At 65.5% G+C, this 20,032-nt stretch carries 18 protein-coding genes; 8 read left to right on the top strand and 10 right to left on the bottom strand.

The genetic code is table 11. The features are described from left to right. Window positions 1-49 precede the first annotated feature (49 nt). The 3 genes from C7401_RS16560 (at window position 50) to C7401_RS16570 (ending at window position 3,013) form a co-directional block, all read left to right on the top strand. The gene (locus C7401_RS16560; RefSeq protein ID WP_133254508.1) at window positions 50-1,618 is read left to right on the top strand and encodes a hypothetical protein; all 1,569 of its coding nucleotides are present in this window, start codon (window positions 50-52) and stop codon (window positions 1,616-1,618) included. Window positions 1,619-1,839: 221 nt separating this feature from the next. Continuing rightward, entirely contained in the window at window positions 1,840-2,808 is a 969-nt protein-coding gene (locus C7401_RS16565; RefSeq protein WP_112172489.1) for a quinone oxidoreductase family protein, read from the top strand. A gap of 28 nt (window positions 2,809-2,836) precedes the next feature. Beyond that, window positions 2,837-3,013 carry a DUF1427 family protein gene (locus tag C7401_RS16570; RefSeq protein ID WP_091992918.1) on the top strand — a complete coding sequence of 59 codons (177 nt, stop codon included), beginning with the start codon at window positions 2,837-2,839 and terminating at the stop codon, window positions 3,011-3,013. A 90-nt stretch (window positions 3,014-3,103) separates the two neighbouring features. On the opposite strand, the gene C7401_RS16575 is transcribed toward C7401_RS16570, so the two are convergent. After that, the gene (locus C7401_RS16575; protein WP_112172490.1) at window positions 3,104-3,559 is read right to left on the bottom strand and encodes a host attachment protein; all 456 of its coding nucleotides are present in this window, start codon (window positions 3,557-3,559) and stop codon (window positions 3,104-3,106) included. A 314-nt stretch (window positions 3,560-3,873) separates the two neighbouring features. Between C7401_RS16575 and C7401_RS16580 the strand changes: the two genes are divergently transcribed. After that, a complete protein-coding gene (locus tag C7401_RS16580) occupies window positions 3,874-4,566 on the top strand; it encodes a pyridoxamine 5'-phosphate oxidase family protein (protein ID WP_112172491.1) in 693 nt (230 codons plus the stop codon). Between the two features lie 92 nt (window positions 4,567-4,658). Here the strand turns inward: C7401_RS16580 and C7401_RS16585 are convergent, their stop codons facing one another. Together C7401_RS16585 and C7401_RS16590 are read right to left on the bottom strand one after the other, a co-directional pair. After that, window positions 4,659-4,793 (bottom strand): entericidin A/B family lipoprotein, encoded by a 135-nt coding sequence (locus C7401_RS16585; RefSeq protein ID WP_112172492.1) that lies wholly within the window; start codon window positions 4,791-4,793, stop codon window positions 4,659-4,661. A 145-nt stretch (window positions 4,794-4,938) separates the two neighbouring features. After that, complete coding sequence (locus C7401_RS16590; protein WP_112172493.1) at window positions 4,939-6,045, bottom strand: MraY family glycosyltransferase; 1,107 nt, start codon at window positions 6,043-6,045, stop codon at window positions 4,939-4,941. Window positions 6,046-6,328: 283 nt separating this feature from the next. On the opposite strand from C7401_RS16590, the gene C7401_RS16595 reads away from it, so the two are divergent. Next, window positions 6,329-7,474: an acyltransferase family protein gene (locus tag C7401_RS16595; protein ID WP_112172494.1), complete on the top strand. Its 1,146-nt coding sequence runs from the start codon at window positions 6,329-6,331 to the stop codon at window positions 7,472-7,474. Window positions 7,475-7,659: 185 nt separating this feature from the next. Next, the gene (locus C7401_RS16600; RefSeq protein WP_112172495.1) at window positions 7,660-8,400 is read left to right on the top strand and encodes a class I SAM-dependent methyltransferase; all 741 of its coding nucleotides are present in this window, start codon (window positions 7,660-7,662) and stop codon (window positions 8,398-8,400) included. Window positions 8,401-8,680: 280 nt separating this feature from the next. Here C7401_RS16600 and C7401_RS16605 read toward each other — a convergent pair whose 3' ends face one another. The 6 genes from C7401_RS16605 to C7401_RS16630 form a co-directional block, all read right to left on the bottom strand. After that, window positions 8,681-10,108, bottom strand: coding sequence for a UbiA family prenyltransferase (locus C7401_RS16605; protein ID WP_112172496.1), 1,428 nt, complete (start codon window positions 10,106-10,108; stop codon window positions 8,681-8,683). A 183-nt stretch (window positions 10,109-10,291) separates the two neighbouring features. After that, window positions 10,292-10,717, bottom strand: coding sequence for a GtrA family protein (locus C7401_RS16610; protein ID WP_181565592.1), 426 nt, complete (start codon window positions 10,715-10,717; stop codon window positions 10,292-10,294). After that, window positions 10,714-11,457 carry an SDR family oxidoreductase gene (locus tag C7401_RS16615; protein ID WP_112172497.1) on the bottom strand — a complete coding sequence of 248 codons (744 nt, stop codon included), beginning with the start codon at window positions 11,455-11,457 and terminating at the stop codon, window positions 10,714-10,716. The genes C7401_RS16610 and C7401_RS16615 overlap by 4 nt, the downstream gene beginning before the upstream one ends. Beyond that, a complete protein-coding gene (locus C7401_RS16620) occupies window positions 11,457-12,776 on the bottom strand; it encodes an FAD-binding oxidoreductase (RefSeq protein ID WP_112172498.1) in 1,320 nt (439 codons plus the stop codon). The genes C7401_RS16615 and C7401_RS16620 overlap by 1 nt, the downstream gene beginning before the upstream one ends. Before the next feature lie 114 nt (window positions 12,777-12,890). After that, entirely contained in the window at window positions 12,891-14,033 is a 1,143-nt protein-coding gene (locus C7401_RS16625; protein ID WP_224044846.1) for a glycosyltransferase family 4 protein, read from the bottom strand. 461 nt (window positions 14,034-14,494) lie between these two features. Continuing rightward, entirely contained in the window at window positions 14,495-15,661 is a 1,167-nt protein-coding gene (locus C7401_RS16630; protein WP_112172499.1) for a glycosyltransferase family 4 protein, read from the bottom strand. Between the two features lie 182 nt (window positions 15,662-15,843). On the opposite strand from C7401_RS16630, the gene C7401_RS16635 reads away from it, so the two are divergent. Further along, window positions 15,844-17,091, top strand: a complete 1,248-nt coding sequence (locus tag C7401_RS16635; protein WP_258397109.1) for a glycosyltransferase family 4 protein — start codon at window positions 15,844-15,846, stop codon at window positions 17,089-17,091. 195 nt (window positions 17,092-17,286) lie between these two features. After that, window positions 17,287-18,264: a glycosyltransferase family 2 protein gene (locus tag C7401_RS16640; RefSeq protein ID WP_165841924.1), complete on the top strand. Its 978-nt coding sequence runs from the start codon at window positions 17,287-17,289 to the stop codon at window positions 18,262-18,264. 128 nt (window positions 18,265-18,392) lie between these two features. Here the strand turns inward: C7401_RS16640 and C7401_RS16645 are convergent, their stop codons facing one another. Next, window positions 18,393-19,964: a hypothetical protein gene (locus C7401_RS16645; protein WP_112172502.1), complete on the bottom strand. Its 1,572-nt coding sequence runs from the start codon at window positions 19,962-19,964 to the stop codon at window positions 18,393-18,395. Window positions 19,965-20,032 lie beyond the last annotated feature (68 nt).

The raw sequence follows: 20,032 nt of genomic DNA on the forward strand, positions 1-20,032 counted from the left end.
GCGGCGCCAGCGCGTCATGCCGGTATGCCAGGGAATCGAGAGGGATTCGATGAACACAGCTTTATTGCCGCGCCAACTTCCCTTGATCGGCTTCGCTCGCCGCGTCTTGACGCTGCGGGTCCTGTTCGTCGCGACGGTACTCTATGGCGGCTTGCTGTTCTGGATCGCGCCCAGGCCGCCGCTGGTCGATCTTCCGCAGCATGCCGCGCAGGTTGCGATGTTGCACGACCTGGTGCTCGGGCGGTCGCCCTGGCATCAAATGATGCGGATCAACCTGTTTACGCCTTATCTGTTTGGCTATCTTTTCGCGTTGCCATTCACGCTCGTGATGTCGGTTGGCGCAGCGCTCAAGCTGACTCTGACGCTCAGCTATTACACATTCGTATTCGCCTGCGTGCTGCTGCGCCGGCGTTTCGATGGCGATGCGCGGCTCGACTGGCTGTTCGTGCCGGGGTTCTTCGGCCTTGCCTGGCAATGGGGCTTCTATACCTTCGTGGTGGCGACGCCGCTTGGCCTGCTTTATCTGCTGTTGGCGCTGCGCCATGCCGACCGGCCCACGCGGTCAACGTCGTTCTGGCTGTGTCTGGCCGGAACGGCGCTGTTCTTTGCGCACGGACTGGTTTTTCTGGTTGCCAATGCAATCGGCGGCCTGTTCGTCCTCGTGCGCGCCCGCGGCCGCAAGCTGCCAACAACCCTGCTGGCGCTCGTGCCGTACGCAGCGCTCATTCTGCTGTGCGCAGCCTATGTCGTTGCCAATCACAATGCGCAATCGGCCTACGCAGCGGACGTGCCCACTTTCTTGCAACTGCAAATCGTGCACCGGGTCGCCTCGATTCTCATGTTCACCTGGGGCGCGGGGTTCGACTACCGATGGCCGATGATCGTCGCGACGCTGCTTGTGCTCGCGGCTGCGCACCGGCTCGGCCTGCGCCTGAACCGGCGGGAACCGGCCGCGTTCGTGCCGCTGGGCGTGCTGCTCGCCATGTGGGCATTCGTGCCGAGCAGCGGCATGAGCACGCATCTTCTCTACGAGCGCTTTGCGCTGTATGTGCTGCCGTTCTATGCATTGGTGTTCGTTCGCCGCGAGCAAGCCGATGATGTGCCCGGCGCACGGCAGCGCCGCGATTTCGCCTGCCAGGGCGTGCTCGCCCTGGTCTGCATCGTGTTTTTTGGCATCCAGACTCGAAGCCTGCTGAATTTCGCCAAGGAAAGCGCCTCGTTCGAAACGGTGCTCGCCGCGGCGGAGCCCGCGCAACGCGCGCTCATCCTGACCATGGACCCGGTAAGCCCCGCCGCCGGGAATCCGCTTGCCTACATGCACTATGCCGCGTGGTATCAGGCCGACAAGCAAGGTCTGGTTGACTACAATTTCGCGGATTCGCTGGCGCAGGCCGTGCGGTATCGCGAACGGCGCACGCTGTCGATGTCGGCGGACCGGCTCGCCTGGTTGCCGGACACATTCGACTGGAAAAACGACCACGGCGACCAGTACCGGTACTTCTTCGTGCGCACGTCGGGTGCGTTGCCGCACGCGTTGTTGACCAACCCCGTTTGCCCGCTGACCGTGGCGCAAAAAAGCGGCGACTGGATACTCTATGAGAACCGGCAGTGCCACTGAGCCGGTGGACTGCGCCTGATCGCAAGGCGCGCCACACGAACAGGCAGAAGGCCCGCCCCACGTGGCGGGCTTTTTTTGCCCCGGCGTGTTGCCCCGCTTGTCCGAAATTCGAAAGTATCTGTCCACTCACCCGGATGACGGCAAACTAGACTTCGTTTCAATGCGACGCCGCCGATCTCTCTCCGGGCGGCGGGACGCGCACGAACCCATGGAGTCCCGTCATGAAAGCCATCCAGTTCAAGGCCTTCGGCAAGCCCGAAGTGCTCGAATACCTCGACCTGCCCACGCCCGTTCCTGCGGCGGACAGCGCGCTCGTGCAGGTGAAAAGCGCCTCGGTCAATCCGAGCGACGTGAAGAACGTCTCCGGCCATTTCGATCACACCGTGCCGCCGCGCGTGCCGGGGCGCGACTTCAGCGGCGTGGTCGTGGCGGGCCCCGAGGCCTGGCTGGGCGTCGAAGTCTGGGGCACGGGCGGCGACATCGGCTTCACGCGCGACGGCACGCACGCCGAGTTCATCGAAGTGCCCGTGACCGCGCTGGCACGCAAGCCCGCCGCGCTCTCGCACGCGCAGGCGGCGTCGATCGGCGTGAACTTCGTGGTGGCGTGGCTGGGCACTGTCGATTACGCGCGCCTTGCCGAGGGCGAGACGATCGCCGTGATCGGCGTGTCGGGCGGGGTGGGCGGGGCGGTCACGCAGATCGCCAAGGCACGCGGCGCGCGCGTGATCGGCGTGGGCCGCGAGGCGCCGCTTGCCGGTTCGCCGGCCGCACGCCTCATCGACGCGTTCGTGCCGATGGACGAGCACACCGCCGAACGCGTGCGCGAGCTGACCGGCGGTGCGGGTGTGGACGTTGTCTACGACGCCGTGGGCGGCGTGGCGTTCGAACTGGCGCTGTCGCTGGCGAAGCGGCGCGGCCGGGTGGTCGAGATCAGCGCGACGGGCAAGCGGCGCGTGGAGTTCGACCTGATCGACTTCTATCACAACGAGACGCAACTCCTTGGCGCCGACAGTGCGAAGCTCGGCGTGGTCGAATCGGCGCCGCTCATGCAGGCGATTGCCGAAGCGTTCGACGCGGGCCGCTTCGAGCCGCCCGTGGTGGCCGAGCGTTACCCGCTCGAACGCGCGCGCGAAGCCTACGAGGCGGTCGCGGCCGGCACGCGCGGGCGCGTCGTGATCGACATGGCGTAAGCGCGCCACGAACGCACGGGAGACGAGGATGAAGGGCTATCTGGTGTCGTTCGCGGTCGGCGCGCTCGCGGGGCTGCTCTACAACGTGTTGCAGGTGAAGTCGCCCGCGCCGCCCACTATCGCGCTCGTGGGACTGCTCGGCATGCTGGCGGGCGAGAACGCGATCGGCATCGTGCGCGCGTGCGTCGCCCATCTCGCGGGATGAGTGCGCGATGGGTGTGAAACAGGCGTGGAGCAGGCGTGAAGCAGGCGCGGCGAGCGTGGTGAGCGTGGTGAGCGCCGCGCTTCGCCCGCCTCAGGCCTCGGCTCGCACGAGCCGCTCGGGCAGGCGGGCGCGCAGCGCCTTCGCATCGAGCAGCGCGAGATCCTTGTCCAGCTCCAGCGTGACGAGGCTGCGCGTTTGCGCGTCGATGGCCTTGCGCAGCGCGCCGAGAAACGCAGGCGGCGCGGCCAGCACGAGCGTGCCGTAGCGCGCGTCGTTGCGCGCCTTCGTGAGCGTCGCGGCGATCTCGGTGGCGAACACCGTGGCTTCGTGATCGTGCTGGCTTGTGTCGGGATCGGTCGCGCTGCGCCCGGGCCCCATGCGCTCCGTGGTGCGTCCCGGCTTGTCGGTCACGAGGTTCTGCTCCGAAACGCGTCCTTGCGGATGGAGCAGCGTCTCGATCTCCTCGATCGCGCCCAGCGGGCTTTCGGTGGCGAAGATGCGCGCGGTCACACGGTTGGCGACGATAATCCAGATCGTTTTCGACATGTTCGACTCCCTGCCATGGCGCCCGGCGCATGCGGCCGCCAGGCGATTGAGTGGACTCGCGCCACGCGGCGTGAATCACAAGGGTAGCGCGCTTCGAGGCGCGCGGCGCGCGAAGATGCCGCGTCAGTCAAGTCAACGCGTGCGTGCGCGGCGCGAAAGTGGCGGGATAGCGATCGGCGTGCCTGGCCCGGTTTTTATGTTCCCGAAATTCGGGAGGATGGTTCTCGTTGGTGGTGGATTATCTTTTCCACCGGTAAGACCTAATCTAAGGACTCCGAGCATGAACAGCGCAACGCGCTGCAAAGGAGTCCGACATGAACCCCGGCGCTGAACGTAACGACCGTACCCACGGCGAGCACCGCTACCCGAGCGACGTGGCGTTTTCGCCCACGGTCAAGGCGATGCAGGAGCGTTTGGGCTCGCGCGAACTCTACGCGCGTGTGGAGCGCGAGCGCGGCTGGGGCGTGGCGCTCACGCCCGACATCGTGGCGTTCGTCGAGGCGCAAACCAGCGTGTTCCTCGCCACTGCGAACGCCGATGGCCAGCCGTACATCCAGCACCGCGGCGGCCCTGCGGGATTCCTGCACGTGCTGGACGACCGCACCATCGCGTTCGCGGATTTCATCGGCAACCAGCAATACATCACGCTCGGCAATCTCACCGACAACCCGAAGGCACATCTGTTCCTGATGGACTATGCGCGGCGGCGGCGCGTGAAGCTCTGGGGCCGCGCGCGCGTGGTCGACGACCCGGAGCAAATCGCGAAGCTCATGCCCGCGGGCTACAAGGCGCGCGCCGATCGGGCGATCGTGTTCACGGTGCATGCGTGGGATCTGAATTGTCCGCAGCATATTCCGCAGCGCTTCGAGGCCGCAGACGTCAAGTCGGCGCTGGGTGCGCGGGACGAGCGCATACGCGAACTGGAGGCGGAAGTGGCGCAACGCGAGGCGCGCGTGCGGGAACTGGAGGCGGAAGTGGCGCGGCTACGCGAGCGCAGCGTCGCGTGAGCGTGTGACGGGGTAAGTCGCGGGAGAGGGAGAGAGGGGGAGCGCCGCGTGTGTTGGCGCTCGCCCCGTGTATTGCTGCGAGACCGGCCGTGTTACTTGACCTTGTCCGCCGTGTTGGTGATGGCTTGACCGCCCTTCGAAATGTCCTGGCCCGCGCCGGCGATGGTATTGCAGGCGGCGAGCGTCACGGCGAAGAGGGCAAGCGCGAGTGCGAGATAACGGCTCATCTGGGTTCTCCCTGAAGCAAACGAAGCGAATGAACGGGCGCCGGGCACGAGGTGTGCGCGACGCGATCCTTCCGATTTTACGCGCAAAGCGGGGCCACATGCGCGTAAGCACACGGCGGCCGCCCGGTGGTCGCGCAGTCGCCGTTCAGTTGCGCCGCTGCGTCTTGCGCACGACGAGCCACTTGGGCGAGCGAAAGCGCACGATGCTCACGTAGAGCCAGACATACGTGAGCGCGAACACCACGACGAAGCAGAACAGGTGCACGGTGTGCCGCCAGAACAGCGTGGCCGGAATCACGGCAACGAGGCACAGCAGCCACAGGTAGGGTGAGGTGAGCGAGTTGCGCCGCGTGAGCTCGCGCGCGGTGCGCGCGCCCACGGCCCAGCGCATGAGCCGCTTGTAGACGAGCATGTGCAGGTGCACGCCGTCGGGAATGCCGGGCGACATGCCGCGCACGAACTTCTTCCGGTAGATCGAGAAACAGGTCTCGAAGATCGGGTACATGAACAGCAGAACGGGGTACCAGGCCGACACGTCGCGATTGCGCATGACGAGCAGGATCGACAGCTCGGCGAGCATGAAGCCGATGAAATACGCGCCGCCGTCGCCGAGAAAGATCAGGCCGGCCGGGAAATTCCACATGAAGAAGCCGAGTATCGCGCCCATCATGATGAACGAGGCCGAGAGCACGACGGGGTCGTGCACCTGGAAGGCCACGTAGGCGAGCGAGGCGAACATCATGAACGCGACCATCGAGGCGAGGCCGTTGAAGCCATCGATGATGTTGATCGCGTTGGCGAGCGCCGCGACCGCGAGCACGGTGATGAAGAACGAAATCGCCGCGTAAGACAGCAGGAAATCGAGCGGCGGCACGCTGATGCGCGTGACCGCGATGCCGAGGAACCAGAACGCGAGCGCGGCGGCGGCCATTGTGCAGATCAGGCGCACGAGCGGCGAGACGCGCTTGGTGAGGTCTTCGATGAGCCCCGAGGCGAACGCGGGCAGCCCGCACGCGACGATGCCGAGAATGCCGCCCGACACCGCCGGATACGCGCCGTGCAACTGCACGGCCGCCACGACGAGGCCCGCGAGGATGCCCGTTCCGCCGATGCGTGGCACGGGGCGCGCATGGAATTTCTGCACGCCCGCGAGATCCGAGTCGACGGAGAACCTTTCATGCAGATGCGCGTAGCGCACGATCAACAGCGTGACCAGCAATGAGACGAGAAAGCCGAGTGCAAAACTGAGCATGAAAGCGGGGCGAGAGGAGACGATGCGCGATTATACAAAGTCGGCGAGGCCCTCTCGCGCGTGCGGCGGCCCGCGCCCTGTGTATGCCCGCGCACAGATGGGCGGGCGCGGCCCTGCTTAAATCTGGACAGCCGGGCCCGCGCCCGGCGAAAACGCCGGCCGGTCCGTGGTTCGTCTGCGGACGTTGCATGGCAGGTGCGTGGAAGTGCCGTGGAAGTGGCGTGGAAAATGCGCGCCATGCGCCGGCCAGGCGGTTCGCCAAACTCACTCAAAGAGCGAAAGGATGAATAGCGGGGAGAGCGACGGCGCTCGCAATGTCGAGGCCATGCGCGGCATCGCCGCGATGGTCGTCGCGTATTTCCACTGTCGTGTCATCGCGTGGGTCGGCATCCGGCACTACCTGGCAGGTGAGCATGCGCCGTTCTCGCTCGATACGGTGCTCGCCTACCTGACGATTCCGCTGGTCTGGGGCGCGATCGGCGTACCGATTTTCTTCGTGATCAGCGGCTATTGCATTCATCGCAGCCACGCGGCGCGTCTCGCGCGCAATCCGCTGTATCGTCCGGACGCCGGCGATTTTCTGTTGCGCCGCTTCATCCGTATCTATCCCGTACTGTTCTTCGCACTGCTGCTCACTTTCGCGCTGGATAGCTTCAGCGCCAATTTCTGGCCGCACAACGAGCGCCTGGGCGATCTCGGTCTGCGCACCTTCGCCGGCAATCTGCTCGCGCTGCAAGGCATTACGGTGCCGACCTATGGCTCGAACGGTGCGTTATGGACACTTTCGCTGGAAATCCAGTTCTATGCGCTCTATCCGCTTCTGTTCGCCGTGCGTCGGCGAATCGGGGCGAACGGGACGCTCTGCGCGCTGATGCTGCTCGCTGCCGCCTCGTATGCGCTGTTCGAGCAGCGCGGCATCATCGTGTTCACGTCATACTGGGCGGCCTGGTATCTCGGCGCGTGGGTAGCCGAGCGCGATGTCCGCGGTGCGCGGCCGGCCGGCCGCCGCGTTGGGGCGGCCGCCTTCGTGCTGCTGGCGCTCGGCTGCGCGGCGCCGGTGCAATACTTCCAGTTCCAGATCTGGGCGCTCGCGTTTGCGCCGCTTCTCTCGATCATGGTGCGCGCGCGCGCGCGCCGCACGCTGGTCATGCGTGCGCTGGAGAAAGTCGGCGAATTCAGCTACTCGCTGTATATCGTGCACATTCCGATTTATGTCGCGCTGGTGTCGTGGCAATTCCGCTCGATCAAGCCGGACACTATTCTCTGGTCGCTGGAATATTTCTTCATTGCGCTCGCGTGCGCCTACGTGTTCCACCTTCTGGTCGAACGCCCGGCCATCAGCGTGCTGCGCAGGCTGTCCAGAAGGCGGACCGCGCCACGTTCGCCGCTTTCCGCTCCGAGCCCCTTGCCACTGGACGAACGTGGCTAGTCCGGGATTGCCGTGTGTTTCCCCAGCGTGACGAGATCCTTGATCGATATGTGCGGTAGCCCCCTCCCATTCTCGCCGTTTGGTGTCTAAATGCATTGGCGAAGAAAGTAGCGGCACCGTCTACCTGTTTTTGCGCGTCATCCCGCGGCTGGATTGCTTGTTTCGACGAAAATGAGGCGAACGTTATGGACATTTCCATCAAGGAACGGATAGAAGTCGATTTCTGGACGAACTCGGAAGACGAAGGCCCGCAATCGAACGCGATTGAAAACATCCTCGAAAAGATGGCCGAAGCGCGCATCTTCCTGGAAAAGCTCAAGGCATATCGTTCATTCTTCGAAAAAGCGGAATCCGTGCTCGAACTCGGCGGCGGCCAATGCTGGGCGAGCTGTCTGGTGAAACACATGTACCCGCACATTCACGTGACGGCGACCGATATTGCGCCCGATGCCATCGCGTCAATCGGCAAATGGGAGCGCATCTACGAATGCAAGGTGGACAAGACGGAAGCTTGCCGTAGCTACGACACGCCGTTTGCGGATCAATCGTTCGATCTGATTTTCGCCTATTCGGCGGCGCATCACTTCGTCCGCCATCGCAGCACCTTGCTCGAACTCCACCGCATCCTGCGAGCGGGCGGCCGCGCGCTCTACCTTCACGAGCCGAGCTGCAACGCCATGATGCATTCGCTCGCGCGCGCGCGTGTGAACCGCAATCGCCCGGAAGTGCCCGAAGACGTGCTCGTGTCCAGCAAGATCGAGCAGCTCGCGCGCATGGCGAAGCTGGAGCCGGCGACATTCAACAGCCCGACGCTCACGAACCGTCTGGCGGGCCCGATGATTTACTACTACGCATTGCGGCGCGCCCCGGTTTTGCAGCGCATCCTGCCGGTCACGGCCGATTTTGTGTTCTCCAGAGCAACCTGAGAGGGATGTGCCGGTAGTGCGGCCCTGGTAGTGCAGCCCTGGTAGTGCGGCCCTTGAAGTGCAGCCCTGCAACCGGCGCATTTCACACAGGGCCGCGTCCCTTCACCTCAGGCGATACCCCATCGCTTTTCGCATAGACGAACCGGCTCGCACGGCGGCTTATTCGCGCCGTTCTCCCGCATCGTTGCTGGTGTATTTCTGGCCTGGAGCGCTTCGATTACCGGCGGCGGCATGACGCGCGCCGCACGTGGGCGCGCGCCGCTCAGGCAGGGGGGTGACGTCAGATCGCCATCACCACGGTGACGCCGCACAGGGCGATGACGGCGAGACTGGTGGGGTCCTTGAAGGCGAACACGATCGGGTCATCGTGCATGGTGCCGCGAAACGCGCACATCCAGATCCTGCTCACCCAGAAGAGCGTCAAGGCGAAGGTGCCCCACAACGCCTGCGGATGCAGATACAGCCGCGCCATCTCGGGCGTGTTCATGTAAAGCGCGAGCACGAGCACGGCGAGGTAGGCCGACGCGGTGCCGAACGAGCGCAGGATCGACATGTCCTGCGTGATGTAGCCGCGGCCCGCCGCTTCTGTCTTGCCTGCGCGCAGGATCGCGTCGAGTTCGACATAGCGCTTGACCATGGCGAGCGAAAGGAAGATCGGCACGCAGAAGAGGATCAGCCAGTACGACAACTGCACGCCGGTCGCGGTGCCCCCGGCGATCACGCGCACGGTGTAGAGGCACGCGAGCGCGAACACGTCCACGAGCGTCATGCGCTTGAGTACGAAGGAGTACGCCACAGTAGTCGCGAAATAGGCGGCCAGCACGACGCCGAACTTCCAGGGCAGCAGCGCCGCAAGTCCGCCGCCGGCGATCAGCAGCGCGATGGTGAGCACGATGCCGAACTTCAGCGTGAGCCGCCCCGAAGCGAACGGCCGGGTGCGCTTGCGCGCATGGCGGCGGTCGGCGTCGAGGTCGAGCATGTCGTTGAGCAGATACACCGAGGAAGCCAGCAGGCTGAACGACGCGAAGGCGATGCACGCGGCCGTGATCGTGGGCAGATCGAAGCGGTGCGCGGTGAGCAGCGGCACGAAGATCAGCACGTTCTTCACCCACTGGTGCACACGCATTTCCTTGAGCACGAGTGGAATCAACTGGCGCTTCTGCTCGAAGCAAATGGTCGCGGCGTTCGCCTTGCGGGCCATAGCGGCCGTGTGCTTGTCGCCCACCACGATCGCATTGCGCGCCTGGCGCCAGACCGGCACGTCGGCTTTCGCGTCGCCCGCGTAGTCGAAGCCGCGGTCGCCGAACTGCTCGACGAGCGCGCGCGCCTTGTTCTTGCCGAGCAGGTTGTTGCTGGCGGTGCTCGCGAACACGCCGGTGAAGAGGCCGATATGCGCGGCGATCTGCGAAGCGAGTCGCTGGTTGGTGGCCGTGCACAGATACAGGTCGCGCCCGCTCTTGCGTTCGTCGCGCAGCCAGGCGAGCAGTTCGGTGTTGTAGGGCAGCACGCCCACGTCGATATTCACGCGCTGCGCGATCTGCTCTTTCAGATAGGCGCGTCCGCGCAGCGCCCAGGCGATGCACAGGAAGATCGACATCGGACTCTGCTTGAGGAGTACGAAGAATGCTTCAAACAGCAGGTCCGTGCGCGTGAGCGTTCCATCCAGGTCCACGCACAGCGGGACGGGGTTGGCTGCGGGAGTGGCCATAATCGTTCTCCGTGCCGGGACGAAAACGGGTGAGTCGCCGGCTGCTGCTGCGTTGTCCGGAGCGCGGCGCGCACAACGCGCGCGCACCCCCCGGTGCGAGAACTCATCGTAGCGGCGGCGCCTCGCCGTCTCTGTGCGGCACCGCACCGGCGCTCACGCTCAGTCGCAAACTCACGCGGGCACTCACGCAAACACGAAACGCTTGTCGAGGTGGTATTTGGTGACATAGCCGATCACCAGACCTAGCGCGCCGCCGGCGAGCCGCGCGGTTTCGCCGTGAAAGAGCGCATCCGCGCCGAACTCCACGATCCAGAACACGACCGTCGTGCCAAGCCCCATGGCGACATAGAGCGTGAACGTGCGCACGCCGTGCGCGACGCTGCGGTGCTCGTAGCGAAAGATCCAGGCCTTGTCGAGCAGATACTTGACGACGAGACCCACGCCCGTGCCCACGCATACCGAAAGCGGCACCGCATACGCGCCCTGGTACAGGTGAAACGTGAGGCTCTGGCTGCCCAGGTTCGCGCCGATCGAAATGGCGGCGAACACCGCATACCAGAACACGAGGCGAGAGCGGCTCAGCGTCATGCCGGTGGCCGGACTGCTCATAGCGAAATCCTTTTGAACACGAAGCCGGGCAGCGAGCGGATCACGAGCATGATTTCGGCCCAGAACCACGGCGTGTAGATCAAATCCTTGCCGCGCTCCACGGCGCGCACGATGTCGTTCGCCACGCGCTCGGGGCTGGCGACGAGCGGGCCAGGCAGCGCGAGTCCGGCTGTCATCGGCGTGTTCACGAAGCCGGGCTTGATCGTCAGCACCTTCACGTTCGATTTGAACAGTCGCGCGCGCAGCCCTTCACAGAAGGTCGTCACCGCCGCCTTGGCGGTGCCGTACACGTAGTTCGAGGGCCGCCCGCGATCGCCCGCGACCGACGAGATCACGGCGATCGAGCCGCTCTTTTGCGCTTCGAACACGCCTGCGAGCAGCGTGAGCAGGGCGATCGTGGACAGCGCGTTCACGGTGATTTCGCGCACCGCGGCCTGCGGGTCGCGTTCGCACTCCGATTGATCGGAAAGCGTGCCGTGCGCGAGCAGCACGATGTCGATGCGGCCCAGCTCGGCGAGCGTCGCGTCGAGCATGGCGCGGTGCTGGTCGAAGTCGTTGACGTCGAGCACGAAGGTGCCGACCCGGCCCGCGCCGCGCACGCGCAGGTCCTGCGCGACGGCTTCGAGCCGCGCCGGGTGCCGGCCGGCCAGCATGAGGTTCGCGCCGCGCTTGACCCACTCGCGCGCGCAGGCCACCGCAATGGCCGATGAGCCGCCGACGATCAGAATGTTCTTGTCCATTACCGGGTTGTCCGTTGCCAGAAGCGCGACATCAAGGCCGGATCGCGCAGTTGTTCGAGCGCCTGCCACGCAGGGTAGGCGGCGCGAAAATCCGCACCGCTCATGTGGGCGTCCTTGGCCGGGTACTGGCGGCCGCCCGCTTCGCGCACGATCGCGTCGAGCCGCGCGAAGAGCGTGGCGTTGCGGCTGTCGTGCTGGGGAAAGTCGAGTGCGAGCGAGATTCCCTGCATCGGGAACGAGAGCAGCCCCGGCGAGACGAGCGGGCCGCAGCGCTTGAGCACGGCGAGAAATGAGCCTGCGTTCGACGAGGCGATCGCGTTGAGGAACGCATGCAGGGCGTCGCGCGCGCAGGCGTCCGGCACGACGAGCTGATACTGCTGAAAGCCGCGCCGCCCATACAGGCGATTCCAGTTCTGGATGCTGTCGAGCGGGTAGAAGTAGCTCGCGTAGTCGACCACGGCGGGGCCCGCCTTGGCGGCCTCGCGACGGTAGTACCACGCATTGAACAGCTTGAGCGTGTAGCGGTTCACGGGCGACCACGGCGGCGCGAACGGCACGCCGCGCATGCGGCTGCGGGGCATGTCGAAGCAGCGGTCGGCGGCGTGGTCGGCGCAGACATAGATGCCGCGCCCGAGCGACGCGCCGCGTCCGAGGCAGTCGATCCACGCCACGCCGTATTCGTGCTGCGCATCGCATTCGTGCGAGAGCGCGAGGAATTCGTCGAGGTTGCCGAACGGAATGGTTTGGGTGGCGAGACGGCTCGACGCCACGGGCATGAGTTGCAGCTCGACCCATTCGACAATGCCCGTGAGCCCGAGCCCGCCGATCGTCGCGCGATAGAACTCCGTGTGCTCGCCAGGCGCGCATTCGAGCGGCTCGCGCTCGGAGCGCAGCAGCGAAAAGCGCCGCACGTGCCGCCCGAACGTGCCGCGCACGTGGTGGTTCTTGCCGTGCACGTCGTTGGCCACGGCGCCGCCCAGCGTGACGAACTGCGTGCCGGGCGTGACGGGCAGCATCCAGCCGCGCGGCACCGAAAGCGCGAGCACTTCCCCGAGCGTCACGCCGGCTTCGGCGCGCACGACGCCGGTTTTCCAGTCGGCGGCGATGAAGCGGTCGAGGCCGCGCAGCGCCACCACGTGATCGGTGGCGGCGAGGCAACTGTCACCGTAACTGCGCCCGTTGCCGAACGGCAGTGTGGTGCCCGAGCCGCCGCCCGCCTCGCGCAGCGCGGCCTGCACGCTTTCGCGCCAGCCGGGCGTGCGTCCGGTTTGCGGTGCGTACGGGTAGTGGCCCCATGAACTGAGCTTCGATACGCTCATGATTTGCAGTCGGTACGGAGTGACGTAAACATGTTCCCATCTTAGGTACGCCACTATCCGCCAACCGTTAGCCGAGGCACACAACGGCATGTGTTTGCACGTTCACCCGGCAGTTCACCCGGAAGTGCCTGCAATCACCCGTTTCATCTGATCGAGGTAAGCGCCGACTGAAAAGCGCTGCGCGACATCGTCCAGGGCCTGCGCCGCGAGGCGATTCGCCATCTCGGGCGCGGCGCGCAGGACTTCAATCGCGTCGGCGAGCGCCGTCACGTCGCGTGGCGGAACCAGCCAGCCATTTGTCCGATGCCGGAGGATTTCGGTCACGCCTCCGGCCGCCGCCGCGATCACGGGCCGCCCCGCCGCCATGCCCTCGATGATCACGCGGCCAAACGGCTCGGGCTCGGTCGAAGTGTGCAGGATCACGTCGACCGCCTTCATCCACGCAGGCATGTCGTCGCGAAACCCGGCGAAGATCAGGCGGTCCTGCACGCCGAGCCGCGCGGCCTGGGCATGCAGCGATTTCACATACTCCTGTTCACCGAAGAGGGCCGAGCCGACCAGCACGAGATGCAGGTCCGGCACGCGCGCCAGCGCTTCGAGCGCAATGTGCTGACCCTTCCACGGTGCGAGCCGTCCGAACAGCCCCGCGAGATAGACGTTCTCCGGCAGTCCGAACTGACGGCGCAGCCCGGCCATGTCCGGCGCACTTTCGCAGCGGAACTCGTCGAGATCGACACCGTTGTGGACGACCGGCACGTTTTCCGGCGCGCAACGCGCGAGCGCCACGAGCGAATCGGCCGATGCGCGCGAGTTCGCGATCACGTGATCGACGGCATGGCGCGTGAGCCAGCGCACCACAATCCGTTGCAGCGGCCCGAAATGCTCGCTCGACATGATGTCGTGCAAATGCCAGACGATGGGCTTGCGGTGCAGCGGCTTGCCGAGCGCGCCGAGCACGAGCGCCTTCTGCGTGTTGAGAAAGAGGATGTCGAAGTGTTCGGCGTGGCGAGCGATCGCGCGCACCTGGCGCACGATGCCCGGCAACGCGCCGAGCCAGTGCAGGCGCAGCGTGTCCTTGCGAATGCCCGAAACGCTCGCCTCGCACGCGAGGCTCACCGGCACGCCCAGCGATTCGAGCCGTTCGCGAAACGGCCCATCGGAGAGCAACAGCACTTCGCGGCGTGCGTCCCATGTGGCCGCGAGCGGCATCAGCGAGAATTCCGCACCGCCCAGTTGTCCGCTCTGGTCAACGAACAAGACGCTCGCGGTCTCCTGCCGCGTCCGCGTTTCGACACAGGTCTCCGCTGTCGCGAGGATGCCTGGCGCCAGGATTGGCGGATTTGCCGATGTGGTTTCCTTGAACATGACCTTTTTGCCCGCGAGAAGTAAGTTTTTCTGCTGGCTATTATTCGTGGTCAATCATTGAGCATGCGTGGCCCTCCGCACTTACCCCAACTGACGATGGCATTACATTTGCCTGCGATTTTTTTCGTTACGGTTAGCTAACTGTATGGTATTCGACTTCGTGCGATAGGAAGCGATAGGAAGCGGCACGGGAACGCACAACGCACACGCGTGCCTCGATTCCATTCGAGGCACGCCGTGCCTGGGCCAGGGGATTGAGGTTTGCCTGAATGCAGGGGAAACCAGCGCGTGCCGCACGCAGGGTGGGCACGCGTCAAGGGATACACGTCGCAAGACGTGCGTCGAAGCGTGTGCTACCGCACAATTAGGCGCATTTCTTCTTCGGTGTGCGAAATATCGCGAATCATGCTTTGAGCCGCAATGGTCCGCATCACTTCGACCATGAACGCGCGACGGAACACGGCGGGCGAGAATCGCTCGGCGTTCTTGCGGCAGGACTGCGGGGTGAAGCTGTGGATGCTGCGCTCGAATGCCATGACTGCGGCGCTCAGCGACTGCACCGTCTGTTCGGGAAAGTAAATGCCGGTCGGTTCGGGCTCGCCCAGCGGTATGACCGTTTCCAGCACGCCGCCCTTGCCGTAGCAGACCACCGGCGTGCCGCACGCCTGGGCTTCGAGAATGGCAATGCCGAAGTCTTCCTCGGCGGCAAACACGAAGGCTTTCGCGCGTTGCATGTGATCCCTGAGCACCTCGAAGGGCTGATAGCCGAGAATGCTCACATTGGGCGCGGCTTTCTCGCGCACCGCAGCCATCTGCGGCCCGTCGCCGATCACCACGAGGCGACGCTCGGGCATGGCGGCGAAGGCTTCCACGATCAGATCGATGCGCTTGTACGGCACCATGCGCGAGGCGCACAGATAGAAGTCTTCCTTTTCGGGGTGCAGCTCGAACCCTTGCACATCGACGGGCGGCGCCACGACGCACGCGTCGCGGCGATACGTTTTCATGATGCGCCGCGCGACGAAATGCGAATTGCACAGCAACTGGTCGACGCTGTTGGCCGAGCGCGAGTCCCAGTTGCGCAGATAGTGCAGCAGCGCGCGCGCGGCCCACGAGCGCATGCCGCGCGTCAGGTGCGATTCGCGCAGGTACTGGTGCTGGAGGTCCCAGGCGTAGCGGATCGGCGAATGCACGTAACTCACGTGGGTCTGGTCGGGGCCGACCAGCACGCCTTTGGCGACCGCGTACGAACTGGTGATGACGAGGTCATAGCTCGCCAGGTCGAACTGTTCGACGGCGAGCGGCATCAGCGGCAGGTAGCCGCGATAGCGGCGACGCGCGAACGGCAAATGCTGAATGAACGAAGTCTGCACGGACTTGCCGCGTACGATCGAGCGGTCTTCGAGAAAGTCCACGAGGCTGAACAGGTCAGCGTCGGGGAAGCATTCAATGATCTGCTGAAGCACTTTCTCGGCACCGCCGGAGACGACGAGCCAGTCGTGCACGATGGCCACTTTCATGACAGCGTCTCTCCTCCTGGTGGCGCACGAGCCCATAAACAGGCTCACATGCACAGAGTAGGGCCGAGACTAGCGCTCGTAAGTGCGGGCGGCCACACTGCTTCACGCGTGGGGAGCAAATAATCTCGTCTAACCAGATGTCTCGCTTCGAGACTCCGATCAACCGGAGTGGACCTGCCGCCATGCCTACGCTCGCATCGTCGCCCGTTGCCGTTTCGTCCGACCAGACGTCGTCTGCTGTGCGGACGAACTCGCCTAGCGTGTTGTTCGTCGATCAAAGCGGGCAGTTAGGTGGCGCCGAGTTCTCGTTGATGCCGCTCGCGGCGACATGGGGCGCGCCCCATGAAGTGCTGCTCCTCTCCGACGGGCCGTTTCGCGCCCGGCTCGAATCGCTCGGCGTGCCGGTCAGCCTCGTGTGCGAGGCGAGCGTTTCACAGATCCGCAAAGATACGGTACGTCTGAACTGGCTTCGCGCGCTGCCCGGCATCCTGCGCCAGGTCCGGGCGATCGCGCGGCGTGCGCGCGCTTTCGACATCCTGTTCCTCAACACGCAAAAGGCGCTCGTGCTGGGCGCGCTCGGCAAGCCCCTGCATCGCAAGAAGATCGTCTGGTATTTGCATGACGTGATGTCGAGAGAGCATTTCGGCCTGCTCCAGCGGTTCGTGGTGCGCTGGCTCGTGCGGTACGCCGTCGATCACGTGGTCGCGAATTCGCGCGCCTCCGCGCAGTCGCTCGTGGCGCTCGCGCATTGCGCGCCCGACGCGGTGCCGGTCGTCCACAATGGAATCGATCTCGGCGCGTTCAGTGGCCGGCAAGTGTCCGACGTCGGTGCGTTGCGCCGTCGGCTCGGGCTGCCGGAGGGCGTCTACCTCGCGGGCCTGTTCGGGCGGCTCGCGCCGTGGAAGGGCCAGCACATCGCGCTCGAAGCGCTTGCGCGGCTGCCGCATCTGCATCTCGTGCTGGTGGGTTCGGCGCTTTTCGGCGAAGAGGCGTATGTGGAGGCGCTGCACGAGCAGGCCGCGCGGCTCGGCGTGCAGGACCGCGTGATCTTCGCCGGGTTTCACGACGACATGCCCGCGTGGATGATGGCCATGGACGTGATCCTGCACACGTCGACCGAGCCGGAACCGTTCGGGCGCGTGATCGTCGAGGGCATGGCGGCCGGCCGGCCGGTGATTGCTTCGGCGGCCGGGGGCGTAGTCGAAATCGTCGAGCACGCGCGCAATGGCTGGCTCGTGCCGCCGGGCGATCCCGCAGCGCTCGCCGAGGCCATCGAAACCTTGCGCGGTGCGCCCGCCCTGGCGAGCGCGCTCGTGCTCGAGGCCCGCGCCGAGGTGGCGAAGCGCTTTTCCGTCGAGGTCTATCTCGACCGGATGCGGACCTTGCTGGCGCGTGCGGATGACAGGAGCCAGACCGCGAAATCCCGATGAGCCGACGCGCGCCGCGCGCGCGTGCGCGAGAGGGTGTGCGCGCGTACAGACTCCCCCTGCGCGTACTTCTACGATCGGAGCGAGCGGTGCGCGGACATGACGCCCGGTTTGCCCGCTTGCCGCGCATGCACTGGCCTCGGCCATGCTGGAGCGCACCGCGAATTCACGATCCCCCGCGCGCGAGGAGCGCAGAGAATGACGACACATACCAACATATCCGCAGTGCCGCCACTTGAGATGCCGGTTTCGCAAGGCGAGAGCGCTGCGTCGCAGCCGGCGTTCGCCGTCTGCATCACGACGATGAACCGCGTCGAACGCCTCGAAGCCTGCCTCGCGAATCTCGAACGCTGCACGCTGCGGCCCGCGATGGTGTTCGTGAGCGACGATTCGCCGGACCCGGCGGTGCGTGCGGCGAATCAGGCGGCAGTCGCGGCCCATCCGGGCGTGGTGTATCTCACCGGTCCGAGGCGCGGCGTTTGCGCGAACCGTAACAACGCGGTGCGGCATTGCCTGGAGCAGGCGCCATACTGTAGCCACGTTTCGTTCGTTGACGACGACATCCTCGTCGATCCGGATTTTTTTGAGCAGGCGTCGGCGCATCTGCTCGATCTTCCCGAAGCGCGGCGGGCCACGACGATCCTGACCGGCGGCGCATCGAGCGGTCCGTATCTCCATCAGTGCTGGCCGCTGCGGCTATCGTTCGCGTGCTATTTCACGCGAGGCGACGTGCCGCAATGCGTGAACATGCATTGCTCGATGTTTCCGCTCGCGCTCTTTACGCGCGACCTCTGGGACGAGAACATCTTCTTCGGCACCGAAGACGCCGAGCTGTGCCTGCGCGCATTGCGGCACGGTTACGCCATCGAGCTGGAACCCCGTATGCGCTCGCTCGACACGATGCCGGGCGGTGGCGTTCTCAACGGCACGAAGATGGCGACGGGCCTGACCCGCTACCAGGTGTGCTGCGAAGCCGCGCGGCTTTATATCGGCGTGAAGCGGTACGGCGTGATCGAGCGCGCTCCGCTGCGTTTTGCCGCATTTCTCGTCGTTTATTTCGGTCACCTGACGTTATACCTGGCGAAGCGCGGTGCGCTCTCACAGATTCTGCCGATTATCCGCACGTCAAAGGCGTGGCGCGCCTGCTTGCCGGGCGCCGGCACCGCCGCTCATTGAGCGACCGGGCGCGCGCCCGCGCGCCCCGGAACGCCGCATATCGGTCGTGGGTAGTGGGTCGTGATTCGCTTGCGCCTGTGGCCAGCGCGAAGTTCGCGCGGGTTGCACCCGGCGCGCCCCGGTGACGTTCAATCCACACCGTCGCTCATGGCGGCGCGCGCAGGTGCACCGAGCGTGTGCGGGCGCCGGCCCGGCGCGGGCACCTCGGGTACTTCGGGTACTTCGGGCACGATACGCCGCAGCGCGGCGGCCATGCCTGCGAGCAGCATGGCGATGATGAACCAGCCGGCGGCGGTCCCGAGCGGCGCGCGCTCGATCAGCCGCGCGGTCCAGAAGTCGGGAAAGCGGCGGCCGTCGTCATGCAGTGCGAACGCCGGGTCCGAGAGCGCAAAGACGGCGGGCTGGCCGTTCAGGCCGTACTCGAGCATGGTCCAACTGCCTTCGAGCGCGTACGGATGCAGGCTTTCCTGCAACGATGCGCCGGGATATTCGGCGAGGGGCACATGCCAGTTCGTTGTCGCGGGCGCGAGGTTCCAGGCAAGCGCCGCGATGACAATCACACTGGCTGCCGGGCGCGAGCGTCGCGCGATATGGACGAGGCACGGGCCGGCGACGAGGAAGAACACAGGCAGGAAGGGCAGCAGATAGCGCGGGCCCCAGCCGAACGCGCCCCAGTGGGCCATTCGCGAGATCATGAGCGTGTAAAGCAGACTGCCGAGCAACATGCCCTTGATGAGCCGCTTTTGCGGCGCGCTCAGTTCGCGCCAGGCCGAGGGCAGGACCAGCGCGACCAGCAGGATCGGGCAGTAGATGAAAAGGCCCCGGTTGGGCCCGAACAGCAGCCCCGCGAACCCGACCAGCGGGTTGCCGTCCATCGCGTTCAGTCCGTGCAGATAATAGTCGGACGCCGTGGCAGGAACGACGAACGAACCCGTACGTACGACGTTGTAGAGGAACGTGGGAACGAGCAGCACGAAGAACGCCGCGAGCGCGCTCGCGCAGCCCCGCCAGGGCGCGCGGCTCTTCCATGCCACGAAGGCGAGTGCGGCGAGCAGCGCCGGGCCGATCGAATAGCGGAACGTGCAGGCGACGGCCAGCCACGCGCCCGTGGCCACGAACACGCGCAGGGCGGTTTCGCGGCGCGCGATGCGCTGGGCGTAGTAAAGGAATGCGCAAACCGCCGACGCGCACGGCAGCACGTCCCACGCACTCTTTGCATAGGGCAGGAAGAAGCTGCCCGCCGCGAACGCAAAGGAAATCAGGAACGCCTCGCGCACGCTATAGAATCCGGCGAACAACAGAAACAGAAAATAGCAGCCGATCGCAGAGGACAGCGAATAGGTCAGCGCCACGCCCACCCGGGCGGCGAGCGGCGGATTGCGCACGGCCTCGTCGCCGTGGACGTGAGCGGCCTTCAAAGCGATCCATGTGGCCGGATACATCAGCAGCACCGCGCCAAGATCGTGTGGTTCGTAGTAGAGACCGTCGGGGCCCGGTACCCACGTGACGGCATTGGGCGGACGCGCCGTGCCCAGATGGCCGGTTTCAATGGCGAGCACGGTGGCGCCAAGCTGCTGGCCCGCATCGAAGCTGCCCAGTCTGCCGCTCGACATGAACAGGAAAAAGCACATGAAGAACGTCAGCACCGCACCTTTGACGCCAAAGGGCGGAAGTTGGCGGCCTCGATCTGCGCGTTGCATGAAAACCTCGCTGAATGTCCGCTTCGAACAGGGCTGCGCGGGTCGGTGAGGACGCCTCGCGCGCATCT

This window comes from Paraburkholderia unamae, assembly GCF_003268775.1.
Classification (GTDB): Bacteria; Pseudomonadota; Gammaproteobacteria; order Burkholderiales; family Burkholderiaceae; genus Paraburkholderia; species Paraburkholderia unamae.